This window comes from Fructobacillus sp. ChS1-6f1-1-27, from assembly GCF_059579415.1.
The window spans coordinates 90,282-104,218 of record NZ_JCAOER010000004.1 but is presented as its reverse complement, the minus strand read 5'-3'; the positions used below and the strand labels follow the sequence as shown (position 1 = coordinate 104,218).

11 protein-coding genes and 1 tRNA gene are annotated in these 13,937 nt (G+C 45.2%); 3 read left to right on the top strand and 9 right to left on the bottom strand.

Annotated elements, in window-relative coordinates; all coding sequences use genetic code 11:
• The first annotated feature begins 86 nt into the window (after positions 1 to 86).
• Positions 87 to 416: a VOC family protein gene (locus AC5162_RS03560; RefSeq protein ID WP_496533874.1), complete on the top strand. Its 330-nt coding sequence runs from the start codon at positions 87 to 89 to the stop codon at positions 414 to 416.
• Positions 417 to 553: 137 nt separating this feature from the next.
• A tRNA-Lys gene (locus AC5162_RS03555) sits at positions 554 to 626 on the top strand.
• A gap of 124 nt (positions 627 to 750) precedes the next feature.
• Here AC5162_RS03555 and AC5162_RS03550 read toward each other — a convergent pair.
• Together AC5162_RS03550 and AC5162_RS03545 are read right to left on the bottom strand one after the other, a co-directional pair.
• The gene (locus tag AC5162_RS03550; protein WP_496533873.1) at positions 751 to 2,121 is read right to left on the bottom strand and encodes a C40 family peptidase; all 1,371 of its coding nucleotides are present in this window, start codon (positions 2,119 to 2,121) and stop codon (positions 751 to 753) included.
• A gap of 185 nt (positions 2,122 to 2,306) precedes the next feature.
• Positions 2,307 to 3,299 carry an NAD(P)/FAD-dependent oxidoreductase gene (locus tag AC5162_RS03545; RefSeq protein ID WP_496533872.1) on the bottom strand — a complete coding sequence of 331 codons (993 nt, stop codon included), beginning with the start codon at positions 3,297 to 3,299 and terminating at the stop codon, positions 2,307 to 2,309.
• An 81-nt stretch (positions 3,300 to 3,380) separates the two neighbouring features.
• Between AC5162_RS03545 and AC5162_RS03540 the strand changes: the two genes are divergently transcribed.
• On the top strand, positions 3,381 to 4,337 hold the full coding sequence (locus AC5162_RS03540) for a nucleoside hydrolase (protein ID WP_496533871.1): 957 nt from the start codon (positions 3,381 to 3,383) through the stop codon (positions 4,335 to 4,337).
• 100 nt (positions 4,338 to 4,437) lie between these two features.
• Here AC5162_RS03540 and AC5162_RS03535 read toward each other — a convergent pair whose 3' ends face one another.
• From AC5162_RS03535 to AC5162_RS03505, 7 genes are all read right to left on the bottom strand, one after another.
• On the bottom strand, positions 4,438 to 5,076 hold the full coding sequence (locus AC5162_RS03535) for a deoxynucleoside kinase (protein WP_496533870.1): 639 nt from the start codon (positions 5,074 to 5,076) through the stop codon (positions 4,438 to 4,440).
• 153 nt (positions 5,077 to 5,229) lie between these two features.
• Complete coding sequence (locus tag AC5162_RS03530; RefSeq protein ID WP_496533869.1) at positions 5,230 to 6,366, bottom strand: S1C family serine protease; 1,137 nt, start codon at positions 6,364 to 6,366, stop codon at positions 5,230 to 5,232.
• 72 nt (positions 6,367 to 6,438) lie between these two features.
• Complete coding sequence (locus tag AC5162_RS03525) at positions 6,439 to 8,310, bottom strand: ATP-binding protein (protein ID WP_496533868.1); 1,872 nt, start codon at positions 8,308 to 8,310, stop codon at positions 6,439 to 6,441.
• Positions 8,311 to 8,345: 35 nt separating this feature from the next.
• The gene (gene yycF, locus AC5162_RS03520; RefSeq protein WP_496533867.1) at positions 8,346 to 9,059 is read right to left on the bottom strand and encodes a response regulator YycF; all 714 of its coding nucleotides are present in this window, start codon (positions 9,057 to 9,059) and stop codon (positions 8,346 to 8,348) included.
• A 198-nt stretch (positions 9,060 to 9,257) separates the two neighbouring features.
• On the bottom strand, positions 9,258 to 10,238 hold the full coding sequence (locus AC5162_RS03515; protein ID WP_496533866.1) for a ribose-phosphate diphosphokinase: 981 nt from the start codon (positions 10,236 to 10,238) through the stop codon (positions 9,258 to 9,260).
• A 140-nt stretch (positions 10,239 to 10,378) separates the two neighbouring features.
• Complete coding sequence (locus tag AC5162_RS03510) at positions 10,379 to 11,197, bottom strand: Cof-type HAD-IIB family hydrolase (RefSeq protein ID WP_496533865.1); 819 nt, start codon at positions 11,195 to 11,197, stop codon at positions 10,379 to 10,381.
• A 173-nt stretch (positions 11,198 to 11,370) separates the two neighbouring features.
• On the bottom strand, positions 11,371 to 13,824 hold the full coding sequence (locus AC5162_RS03505) for a phosphoketolase family protein (protein WP_496533864.1): 2,454 nt from the start codon (positions 13,822 to 13,824) through the stop codon (positions 11,371 to 11,373).
• Positions 13,825 to 13,937 lie beyond the last annotated feature (113 nt).

The window sequence follows — 13,937 nt, the reverse complement described above, 5'->3', positions numbered from 1 at the left end:
TACCATATTCTAAGTGCTAAAGCATGGTCAACTAGGCCATCTTGGGCTATACTAGCATTATTAAATTCAAGTAGGTATTCTTGCAAATGAAAGCACGAAAGTTAAACCATAAAACTATTCCCGCAACAGACCCCAACCGGGCCTTTCGCTTCTGGCGAGATGTTTTCGACTTACCCCAGGCTGGTGCTCAAACCGACCGCATCTTAGTCGTTGACCATGAGGAACTGACCTTTGTCGAGGGAAACCCACGGGTCGACTTTGAACTTTTAGTCCGCGACCACCAAGACGAACTCCGCCAACACTTAGCCAATAACTTCGTCCAAATTCAAAAAGAAGAAGACCGGTTTAACAACAAGGTTGCCTTTACAGTCGTTGATTCTGAAGGCAATCTTGTTGTGATTGAAGCAAACGCCTAATCATTACCCGGTTAGTTTATTCAGTTGCTAGCATTCAATGAACTAGCCTGCAAAAAAATATCATTTTTCAACTAAAAACGCTTGCCCACCAGCCCTAGCCATGGTATAATATTTTTTGTTGTTTAAGACAACTCCATGGTTAGTTAGCTCAGTTGGTAGAGCAACGGACTCTTAATCCGTGGGTCCAGGGTTCGAGCCCCTGACTGACCACTAAAAGCCGCTAGGAATTATCCTAGCGGCTCTTTTTTTGATCAAATTAAACGCTTTTTCTCTCCCCCCATTTTGCTACCAAAAAAAGACAAGCCGAAGGGCTTGCCTTTTTTGATTTATCAGCTTAAACCTGACGGTAAACGTAGTAGGTTAATTGTTGACCAGCGGCCCTTGATGACGCTACATAAGCTGCATCATAGTTCCAAACAGATACCGCGCTACCCGTGGCACCCTTAGTTGAATAGTTAACTGAAATAGCCTGTGAAGCCGGGTCACCCTTAGTGATAACTTGAACGTGACCAGCTGCTCCACCGGATGAGCCTTGACTTCCCCAAATAACAATATCACCACGTTCGGCATTCCACGGTGTATTCGTCGAAACCAACTTATAACCATTTTGCGTCAAATATGAATGTAATGAGTCAGTGTTATATAAGTAAGCAGGCTTTGATGCACCAGCTTCATACAAAGCTTCAGTCATCGCACCAGAACAATCAGCAGTTCCATCAGAACCATTACGAGAACCTGTCATCGAGTAAGTTAGCTTCCCCATATGGTTATAGAACCAGCTAATCAACTTTTCGGTGTCAACTTTGTTATTAACAGTTGAACTTTGACTACTTTGAGAAGTAGTTGTGGCTGCTGCGCTAGAAGCTTGTGAAGTCGATTGACTTGTACTGGTCGAACTAGCTTGGCTTGAAGCAGTTGAACCGGATGACTTAGTACCATAATCAGCAAACAGAGACGCTGTTACATTAGCCGCTGAATTTTTCGTTGCGGCACTCGTATTAAACAACTGAGTTGACGATGCAGCACTCTGTGTTTGAGTAGCCGCTGCCTGAGAACTAGCAATCGAAATTGATTGGCTATTAGCAGCAGATTGCGATGCTGATTCAACAGCTGACTGGCTTTCAGTGGTTGATCCACTTTGACCATTAACGGAGCTATCAGCAGCAGTGCTAGTCTGGTTCGTGCTTGAATCAGATGCACTTGTTGATGAAGGAATCCCCTGTTGAATAGTTATCAAATCTGAACTACTGGTCGTTTGTGAGCTAGAAACATTTTGGCTTGATACCAAAACGCCACTATCCTTCAAAGCTTGGATGACCGTTGCTTGCTTTGACAACTGATAGCCAGAAATCAAAACCCCCTGATCTTCCAAACCTAATTGCTGGGCAGCCTCATCGGTAGAAACACCGTAAGCTTGAGCAATCACTGACAGTGTATCACCCCATTGAACGGAATAATCGTGTAAGTCAGATTCCTTTCCTTGACTTTTAATTTCTGCTTGAACAGTTGCCAAAGAATTTACTTGCCATGACTGGCTTGCATCACTTTGAGTACTGGCGGTGTCTTGTACATCATCAGCACTCGCTTGTGAATTTGGATTGAGTACCATAGCACTGAAAACAGCACCTGTGGCTGCCAGTGTTGTTGCACCAGCGGTCAACATTAGCCGTTTGCCAACGGCCTTGTTGGTGTAATTTTCTTTCATAATGATTCCTCCTTTATCATCGGACCTATCATTAATGTTACCAAAGTTACTTGGGGCACAAGTGTTCGGAAGGCATTATCTCAAGTGATTTTAAGGTATTCTTAACTATCTTTAGGAAAACAATATCATTCATAGGTTAAATTCCCACTAAAAAAACACTACAAAAAATTGCAGTGTTCTAACTTCTATGACAAATCCAATGACGATGAATGACCTGGTCCGCCCGCTTCTGGGTTGAAACCAGCAATCGCCGCATTAACGGCGGCTGGGCCCTGACCAAAGCCAGTAGCAATCAAATCAACATGGTCTTCATAAGAAGTCACATCCCCAATGGCAAAGAGCCCTGGCAACCCGGTCTTAACCTGGTCAGTAACAACCAAACCCTGGGCATCCCAAGTCAGTGCTGCCGGCCAACCATCAGCCTGGCCTTTGGTCAAAAAGCCATATTGGACTAACAGGTCGTCGACTAGCAGGTGTTCGCTAATCGTTTTATCTTTGACGTGGGCCAAGGTCAAATCTAATTGGTCACCAGTCTTTTCGGCTGAAGCCACCTTCATCGGTGTTTTCTTGATCACATCCGTTTTGTCCAAAGCCAAAACCGCTTGTTCTAAGGCTCGAAACTGGTCCCGGCGGTGAATTAAGTATGTTTCACGAGCCACCCCATCAAGTTGAGCTGCCAAGTCAACGGCTGAATCACCACCACCCAAAACGGCAACCTGCCTACCGGCGAACTTGGCCAAATTAGGGGCAAAGTACGACAAGCCATCGCCCTCTAAGTCTGCCTCGTTATCGATTTGCAAGCGACGGGGTTCAAAGGCCCCCTTCCCAGTTGCGAGGATAACAGCTGAAGCTGATACGACGTTTTTACCGCCATTGATTTCGACCGACCATTGTTCGTCTTTTTGTACTAAGTCAGTAACCTTAGCACTTGTCTTTACGTCAACTGGGAACTTGCCCAATTGGTCCTTTAAATGGTCGACTAATTCACGGCCAGAAACACCCGCTAAGCCAGCGACATCCCAGATCTTTTTATCCGGGTACAGGGCTTGGACTTGACCACCCAAGTCTTCCAATGCTTCCACTAACAAGACCTGGGTATCTCGCAAGGCAGCGTAGAAAGCTGCGAACATACCGGCAGGTCCGGCACCAACAATAATAATATCGTACGTTTTTTTCATTTGATCAATCTTTCTTCGTAAATTACCTGAATCTTTTGGTACAATAGGCTTGCACGCAAAATTGAATAAGGAGAATGCGCAATGTCTCGCAAAAAAATGATTTTAGACCTAGACACTGGAATCGATGATGCTTTGGCGTTGGCGTATGCCGTTGGCCACGATGATGTCGACTTAATCGGAATTATCGCAACTTACGGAAACGCCTTGACGGATGTTACCGCTCAAAACTCACTCGACCTGCTAGACCTCTTGGGCGCAAAAGACGTTCCAGTCTTTGTTGGTGAAACCCATTCATCAACGACTGAAAGCTTTGAAGTAATGCCCATCTCAGCGGCCATCCACGGTAAAAACGGAATCGGCGAAGTCGATGTAACCCGCTCTACCCGCCAAGTCAGCAGCCAAAACGGGATTGACTTCTTAATTGAAGCCGCCCACCAGTATCAAGGAGATCTAATCTATTTGCCAACCGGTCCACTGACCAACTTGGCCAAGGCCTTGGAAAAAGACCCTGAGATTGGTTCTCTGATTGGGCAAACCACCTTGATGGGTGGGGCCCTCACCGTCCCTGGAAATGTGACACCCTTTACAGAAGCCAACATCAACCAGGATCCTGAAGCTGCTAACGAAGTTTTCCAACACCAGAAAAACCTAACGATGGTTGGCCTCGACGTCACCCTACGGACACTTTTGACGAAAAAGTACACGCAGGAATGGCGCGACCTTGGTACCACTGCCGGTCAGAATTACGCCGACATCATGGACTACTACATCGATGCCTATTATAACCTAGATATCGATAAAAAAGGAGCCGCCCTCCACGACCCGCTTGCGGTCGCAGTGGCAATGGACCCAACGTACGTAACGACCTTGGATTTAAACATGCAGGTCACTTATGACCAGGAATCTGGCGATTACGGCCGGACGATTGGCGATAAGGCCAAGTTACTGGAGAAAACCCACTCCAAGGCAGCCATCTTAGTGGACGAGGCCCGGTTCGTGCAGGACTTCCAGCAGATGATGCTAAAAGTTTTGGGCTAAAATTTTACTAACGCTAACAAATAAAACCGGCAGAAACCGCCGTGGTCAAACCCCGTTTCAGGGCCTAACTACCAGCGTTTCAACCGGTTTTTTATTATGCTTATTTTTCAACATCTTTTAAAGCGGCATCGACCATTGCCAAGACCTTTTCCTTGGCAGCAGGGTCTTCAACGAAGTTGAGTTCGTCGCCGTTAATTTGCAACTTAGGTGACCGGTCGTATTGTTCGAACCAGTCGTCATAACGGGCATTTAGGTCCGCATAGTACTGTCTCAAATCTGGGTCTTGTTCAATCTGTTCGAACGGACGACCGCGCTTCTTAATCCGCTTTAACATCGTGTCTAAGGAGACACGCACATGGATGAGTAGTTCTGGAGTCTTCAGCTTACTTTCGTCTGAGACCTCTTCAATCACGTTATTCACGAGGGACTTGTAAATATCAACTTCCGTTTGCGTTGCCCGGCCTAAGTCAGCGTTTAACTGAAAGAGCAAAGCATCTTCAAAGATTGACCGGTCCAAAACGGAGTGTTCCTGTTTTTGGGCCTCCATGATCTGGTCCAAGCGAGTGTTTAGGAAATAGATTTGCAGGAGAAAGCCGTATTTCTTAGGGTCTTGGTAAAACAACGGCAAAATCGGGTTGTTATCCACACTTTCATAGTAAGCCTGGCTACCCAAGTGGTCTGCCAAGATTTCCGTTAGGCTGGTTTTACCAGCCCCAATTGTTCCTGCTAATACAATCATTTCGTCACTCTCCTCGTTTCAATTGCCTTATCAAGTATAGCAAAATTGACCGACAAATTGTCTTATTTGACCAATAATTTTGCAAAAAGAAAGCGGTCGTTCGAAACGACCGCTTCTTTATTTTCATTCAACAGACAAAGTGCCTCATTAATTTTATGATTCTTTCAATGTCTGGTTCAACTTAACCGTGACCGTCTTCTTAGTAGAACCACGGTAGAAGGTCAACTTGGTCTTGTCGCCAACACTGTGAGTGTACAGTTGCTCACGTAAGTCGGATTGGTTCGTGACAGACTTGCCATCGATACCAACAATCACGTCGTACTTCTTCAAACCGGCCTTCGCTGCTGGTGAACCGGCATTGACCTTGTCCAAGACAACCCCACCGCTAACGGAACTTGGAAGCTTCAAGGTTGAGTTCTGTTCGGAAACAGTAACCTGAGACAGGTTAATCATCTGGATTCCAAGAGCTGGACGGGTAACCTTGCCATATTTAACCAGTTTGTTAACAATCGTGATGACCTGGTCAGATGGGATGGCAAAGCCAATTCCTTCAACCGCCGTACCGTTAGATGACGATGAGAGCTTCATCGAGTTAATTCCAATGACTTGACCGGCCAAATTAATCAATGGACCGCCCGAGTTACCAGGGTTAATGGCCGCATCAGTCTGGATAACAGTTGAGCCACCGTAGTTTGAGCTACTTTCGCTATCAGATTGGACCAGTCGCTTCGTGGCTGAAATAATTCCTTCCGTCACAGAAGAGGCGTATTGTGAACCAAGTGGTGACCCAATGGCCAAGACACTTTGGCCAACGGCAATCTTATTTGAGTCGCCAAAGGTCGCACTTGAAACACCGTTGGTATTATCAATCTTCAAGACCGCCAAATCGGTCAAAGAATCTTTTCCAACCAAAGTAGCCGTAACCGTCTTATTATCGTTAGTTAGGACCTGAATCTTAGCGGCCCCATCAATCACGTGGTTGTTGGTCACGATGAAGTCAGACCCACTACTCTTCTTATAAACGATTCCAGAACCTTCAGATGATTCCGTATAAGATGACCCGCTTTGCTTAAAGTTTAAAACGGAAACAACCGAGTTGGCCACTTTGTTATAAGCACTCGTCGAGGTGTCCTTTGACGAGATTGTTGTTGTTTTAGTAGCTTGAGTCCTTACTGCGGTATGCGTAACTTGGTAGTTTTGGTAGACTTCTTGGCCCGCCAAAACGGCACCCCCACCAATTACCCCGGCAAGTGCACCAGCTAAAATTAGATTTGTTAAATTTCTTTTCATGGTAATCTCCACAACTTGCTAGCACAACTTTACCAGGGCGACGTTAAGCTAAGATTAACGGTCAGTTCACCATTAATCGTCATCCCAGTTTTTATCAGAATTCAAAATGTCATCTTGAACCAGGTTCAAGGTCAACTTAAAGTTCGAACCTTGGTTTTCAACCGATTCAACCCAGAGGTGGCCGTTAAACCGTTCCACCATTTCTTTAGAAATCGCCAAACCAAGTCCGGTACCACCCATGGCCCGTGACCGCGACTTATCAACCCGGAAGAACCGGTTGAAAATCTTTTCTTGGTCTTTCTTTGGAATACCAAGTCCTTGGTCCTTAATTTCAACCAAGGCTTGTTGGCCTCGCTTCGACAAGGCAACGGTAATCGTACCACCATCTGGTGAGTACTTAATGGCATTATTGACCAAGTTATCAAAGACCTGGATCATCTTATCATGGTCGATATCAACCCAGAATTCTTCATCTGGGATTTCTCGGATAATCTTGATTGGTTTCTTGCTATCGTCAGAGGCTGGTGACTGCAAAATCATATCAAACCGGTCCAGAATAAAGTTCAAAATATCGTTTAACTTGACCAGTTCCGTTTTAACTTCCATCGTTCCCTGGTCCATCCGGGAAAGTTCAAGCAAGTCGGCTACCATCCGAGACATCCGGTCGGTTTCATTTTGGACAACATTCAAAAATTCTTCCGTGATTTGAGGATCATCTTTAGCCCCATCAATCAAGGCTTCAATATAAGAACGAACCGTCGTCAAAGGTGTCCGCAGTTCATGCGAAACGTTAGAAACAAAGGCCCGACGGTCTTCGTCGGTCTTCTTTTGAACCGTCACATCGTGCAGGATCAAAACGAGGGCGTTAATCATCCCAGATGGGTTTTTAATCAACGACACTCGGATTTCAACAATTCGGTCGTCAATATCCATCGTGATTGTCTTCGGGTTCTTAATTAAATCCCGGACACTTTGGTATTCAGGCAAGTCAAGCAAGTCAAAGACTGGCCGGCCCAAAGCATCTTTTTCAGCAACGGCCAAGAACTTAGCAGCAGACTGGTTAATAATCGTCAAATTCCCGTTCGCATCCGCCAACAAGACCCCGTCCTCCATGTGATGCAAGACTGAGTGAAGGCGGTTACGCTCGTTACTAATAATTTCAGTTGATTCGGCAATCCGGTTTGACAACATGTTAACCGATTGGGCCAACTCAGAAATTTCATCCGAACCTTTGATGTTGTTGACCATGGAGTAATCACCGGCCGCAATCCGCGAGGTTTGACGGTTAATGATTTCAATTGGTCGAGTCAAAGTTCGAGACAAAACAAAGGCCAAGTAAATCGAGGCCAAGAGGGTCAAAGCACCGGCAATTAAGAATAGCAAGAGGATTTGCCGAGCGTTCGAATAAACCTTATTCAAGCTAGCATAAACCACGACAACCCCAATTGGCTTTTCATCTTCCTTAGAAGACGAAGTCTTGCCATTGGCATACAATGGGGTCGTCATCACGGCCTGCTGGCCGTCGTCATCCGGACTGTTTTGTGTCCGAATTTGCAAGTAAGAGTCGTCGCCTTCAAGAGCCGCCCGTGAATTGGCTTCGATTGTCTTGGGCATGGCCAACTTCTTACCAGTCTGCTTGGCCACAATCTTACTCTTGCTGTTATAAACCACCACGTTTTGGACCAGGCTAGAGTCAAAGTCCTTGACGGCTGTTTCCATCTTATTCGTAGAATCCGAATCATCTGGGTTCAACAAACCGGCCGTAATCTTTTTCTTAATATAGGTTGGCATCGATAGTTCCGTTTGACTGGAAAGCAAATCATGCCGTTCGATTTGGTGAACAAAGAAAACCCCAAAGGATTCTAAGACAACCACCAAAAAAAGGACAAAGACTAACGTTATCCGGAATCGAATCGATTGTAATATCTTAACAATGACTTTCATAACCCCAAAAAACGGTTGCCTGTCCTTTCTATTAATTATTTATTCGCTTTTTTACCTGATGAAAGGAAGTAACCCACACCACGGCGAGTTCCCAACCAAACTGGGTGTGAAGGAACATCTTCGATCTTTTCACGAAGACGACGGACCGTCACATCAACTGCTCGGACATCACCGAAGTAGTCGTAGCCCCAAACTTGACGGAGCAAGTTTTCCCGGTTCATCACTTGGCCAATGTGTTGGGCCATGTATGACAAAAGCTCAAATTCACGGTGAGTCAATTCAAGGTCAACCCCATCCTTGGTAACCATGTAAGTCTTAGTATGGATAACCAAGTTACCTAATTGGATATCTTCTTGGTTAGCTTCATTTTCGTCACTGCGACTAGCAGTGTTTCGGTTCCGCAAGTTGGCCTTCACTCGGGCAACGAGCTCGCGGTTTGAGAATGGCTTGGTGATATAATCATCCGCACCCATTTCAAGACCGATAACCTTATCAATTTCGGAGTTTTTAGCTGTAACCATGATGACCGGCGTCTTATCCTTGGCACGGATTTGGCGCAGAACTTCGATTCCTTCAACTTCTGGCAACATTTGGTCAAGCAAAACTAAGTCAGGGTTTTCTGATTGGTAAGCTTCCAAGGCGGCAGCACCGTCCCCAACAGTTACGACTTCATAGCCTTCCTTCACCAGGTTGAACTTAATGATATCAGAAATTGGCTTCTCGTCATCTACAACTAAAATCTTATACATACGTTATCGCTCCAATATAAAAAACATTTTTCGTACGTTATTGTAACATATTACAGCAAATAATTCGGCTATTTAGTGAAATTCTTTCACAAAAAGCCCAATTTCAACCAAAAAAAGGCGAAAATTGAGCTTTTGACTTTGTGATTTTTAATCTGATGACCATATTTTAGAAGAAAAGTCCGATAAGTCAGAATTTTCTCACTGGTTACGGCGGCGGAACCGGTGCTTAAACAATGGACTAATTGCTTCGTTTAATGACACACGACGGATGGCTTCACCAATCAATTCGCCAACTGAAACAATTTCCAACTTGTCAAACTTCTTGGAATCAGGCAAGTTAATTGAATCAGTCACGATAACCTTAGTAAAGACGGAGTTTTGCAACCGTTCCAAAGCTGGTCCTGAGAAGACCGCGTGTGAAGCAGCCACATAAACTTCCTTGGCCCCGTGTTCCAAAACCAATTGTGCACCTTGAGTAATGGTTCCAGCAGTGTCAATCATATCATCGACCATGATGGCAGTCTTACCAGCCACATCACCAACAATCGAACCAACTTCGGCAACGTTTGGCTTCGGACGGCGCTTGTCAATAACAGCAACCGGTGCTTCCAAGCCAAGCATGTTGTTCAAGTTCCGGGCCCGGGTCATTCCCCCGTGGTCAGGTGAAACAACCACGGCGTTTTCCTTATCGGCGATTCCGGTTTCAATCAAGTAATCGGCCAACAATGGTGCCCCTTGCAAGTGGTCCATTGGCAAGTCGAAGAATCCTTGAATTTGAGCGGCGTGAAGGTCCAATGCCATGACGCGAGTGGCACCAGCACGTTCAATCATGTTGGCAACCAACTTAGCTGTGATTGGTTCGCGTGACCGGGCCTTGCGGTCCTGACGGGCATAGCCATAATAAGGCAAAACCACGTTGATCTGGTTAGCTGAAGCCCGCTTCAAGGCGTCAATCATAATCAACAATTCCATCAAGTTATCATTAACTGGTTGGGAGGTTGATTGGATAACGAAGACGTCTGCTCCACGAACAGATTCTTCGATGTTAATCTGAACTTCACCGTCAGCAAAACGCTTAACTGAAATGTCACTAAGGGGGACACCAACTTCAGCAGCGACCTTCTCGGCCAACGGGTGGTTAGATGAAAGGGAAAAGAGTTTGATGTTTGACTGAGTCATATACTACTCCAAGAATAAAAGACGACGTTTTCTTATCTATTATACCAATATTTTCACGAAAACTGGTAAGAATTTCAGACCATTTTGCTTTGGTTTTACCAGAGAACTGTTCGTTATCCCCCTGGCAAATTCAAGACGACCTAGTCCCCCAAAACAAACTTTTCAATTGCCTTGGCCACCCCGTCGTGGTTATTATCAGCCGTTTCTTGGTCGGCAATCGCCTTGATAGCTGGAATGGCATTACCCATGGCAACCCCAATCCCGGCAGCCTTAATCATGGTCGTATCATTTTCCTGGTCACCAATTGCCATTGTTTGGCTAGGATCGATTCCTAGTTCCTTGGCTAAGGCCAACAAGGCCTGGCCTTTGGAGGCGTTATTATTCATAAATTCCAAGTTATTTGGTGTCGACCGAACAACATTGGCCTCTTCTTTTAATCGGGCTGGGACCTTGGCTTGAACTTGGTCCATAAAGGTCTTTTCACCAATGGCAATTGCCTTCACATAGCCTGATTCTTGCAGCTGGGCCAAGTCAGCTTTGAAGTTTAGTGGCAAAGAAACCACATAGTTTTCCTGGCTGGCATAGACATTAACCTGGTTAGCAACCGTAAAGGCATCTGAATCCGATTCGACTTGAATATAAGCCCCATTTTTCTCAGCAAACTTTTGTGCCTGCAAAAAGGCCTCCCACGGTAACGATGACCGGTGGAGGGTCTTTGACCCATCGGTGCTTTGAACCAAACCACCATTGTGGGTGATAACGTACTGGTTTTCAGCCACCAAGTCCAATTCGTTTAAAATCTTGGTCACACCCGTTTTGGGACGACCGGTAGTAATAACAATGTAGACCCCCTCGGCACTGGCCTTTTGAACGGCACTTTTGACGGATGGCGTAATTTCACGGCTATCGTTATACAGCGTGCCGTCAATGTCGATTGAAACGAGTTTAATTGGGTTCATTGGGTCTACCACCTTTTCAAAATTAACTCTATTATAGCAAATTTACCACTAGTTTTATTCGGCAAAACCAGGCTGAAAAGTCTTATAAATAAGGGCCAAGGCCAACTGCATTTGCTAAAAGGCACAAAAAAAGAACCGCCCGGAGGCAGTTCAATTTTTAAGCGGTGATTAGCTTACTTCAAAGCTGACCATTGCCACTTAGTAAATTCTTCAATATCGCGACCTTCTTCACGGGTCACCTTGAAGTGCTTTGCCAAGATGTCATCCATCTTTGCGATGAATGTATCTGCAGCCGCTTGAGCAATTACGCCGCGGTCGGCAAGAACTTCAACGGCTTCCTTAGCTTGGTGGAAGCGGTCAAGGTGTGAGTAAACACGCATATCGTAAGTAGTAGTGATGTCACCATCTTCACGGTAACCGTGAACAAAGACGTCACCACGGAACTTACGTTCGAAGAAGAATGATTCAACCAAGTCTTCGTATCCGTGGAATCCGAAGATAACTGGTGTGTCTTCTTGGAAGAAGTTGTTAAATTCAGCATCTGACAATTCACGTTCGTCGTTACCAGCTGATTCTGACTTCTTTTGCAAACGAAGCAATTCAACAACGTTGACATAGCGGAACTTAACTTCAGGGAATTCCTGGTTAACCAACCACAAAGCTGCCAAAGTTTCGATTGTAGGTTCAGTACCTGCAGAAGCAAAGGTAATGTCAACCTTAGCTGATGGTGCAGTAGAAGCCCAGTCAATAACCTTCAAACCTTGAGTAGCCAATTCTTCAGCTTCAGCAGCTGAGAACCACTGTTGACGTGGTTGCTTAGAGATAACCATGTGGTTAACCTTTGAATGTTCGCTGAAGGCACGTTCCATCACAGCAAGTGAGGCGTTACCATCGGCTGGCAAGTATTGACGGATGAAGTTTGACTTCTTTTCTGACAAGTGAGTCAACATACCTGGATCTTGGTGAGTGTAACCGTTGTGATCTTGTTGGAAGGCAGTTGAAGTTGAAATCAAGTTCAATGATGGGTAGTCATTACGCCATGCTTGTTCTGAGGCGTGACGCAACCACTTGAAGTGTTGAGTAATCATTGAATCCACAACGCGCAAGAATGATTCGTATGAAGCAAAGATTCCAACACGACCAGTCAAAGTGTAACCTTCAAGCCAACCTTCAGCTTGGTGTTCTGACAATTGAGCATCCAAGATACGGCCTTCAGGACCTTCGTATTGGTCGTTAGGGTTCTTAACTTCTTCCATCCATTGACGGTTAGTAGTATCAAACAATGACCACAAACGGTTTGACATAGTTTCATCAGGACCGAAGAAGCGGAATGACTTAGGGTTCATTTGCATTACCTTTTCAAGGTAAGTTGACAAAGTGAACATGTCCATGTTGTGGTTACCATCTGGCAACATCGTTCCACGGTTGTCCGCGTTGATGTCGTTGGCGTAATCGTGCCAATCTGGCAAATCAAGGTCCTTCAAGGCTTCCCCACGCTTACGTCCACCGTTAGCGATTGGGTTAGCTGACATACGCTTGTCACCCTTAGGTGCGATTGCCTTCAATTCATCCTTCAATGAACCATCAGCGTTGAACAATTCTTCAGGCTTGTATGAGTTCATCCATTCTTCAAATTGTGGCAAAGTTTCCAAGTTGTTTTGGCCAAGAGGCAATGGAACTTGGTGGGCACGGAATGAATCTTCGATAGGCATACCCTTCAAATCGTGGGTAGGTCCACCCCATCCCTTAGGCAAGCGTGCAATAATTACAGGCCATGCAGGGATAGTTCCGTCTTCGTACTTACCGTTTTCACGAGCATCCTTTTGGATAGCTTGGATGTCTTCAATTGCTTGGTCAAAGATTGAAGCAGCCTTTTCGTGGTAAGTCATGTAGTCATGAACATCATCGTTTTCAAGGAAACGAGCTGAGTAACCAAGACCTGCAAAGAAGTTCTTGATTTCTTCATCTGACATACGTGAGAAAAGAGTAGGGTTTGAAATCTTAAATCCGTTCAAATCCAAGATTGGCAAAACAGCACCATCGTTCTTGGCGTTCAAGAACTTGATTGAGTGCCATGAAGTCATTGATGGACCAGTTTCGGCTTCACCATCACCAACTACTGCGAAAGCAATTTGGTCTGGGTTATCCAAAACGGCACCAAAGGCGTGAGACAATGAGTAACCCAATTCTCCACCTTCGTGCAATGAACCTGGAGTTTGAGCAGTCATGTGCGATCCAATTCCACCTGGGAATGAGAAACGCTTGAACAAAGTTGACATACCCTTCAAGTCTTGGGTAACTTCTGGGTAATCAGCAGTATATTCACCATCAAGGTAGGCGTTAGTAACCATTACTTGGCCACCGTGACCAGGTCCACCGATGTAGAACATGTTCAAGTCATACTTGTTGATCAAGCGGTTAGCGTGAGCATACAAGAAAGTCTGACCTGAGATTGTTCCCCAGTGCCCGATAGGCTTTACCTTCACGTCTTCAGCTTGGATAGGCGTGTTAGTAACTGAGAACAATGGGTTTGACTTCAAGAAAATCATCCCAGCTGACAAGTAGTTGGTTGCGCGCCACCACTTATCAACGAGTTCTAAATACTCTTTTGAGTTGTAATCAACCATGTAAATAGTACTCCTTTTTTCTTCCACGAAGCCCGCTTCTTGCAAACTTCAGGTTTATATATTTACAGGTACTATTATATCGACTGACCAAGGTTGATTCAAGCAAAAAAGGT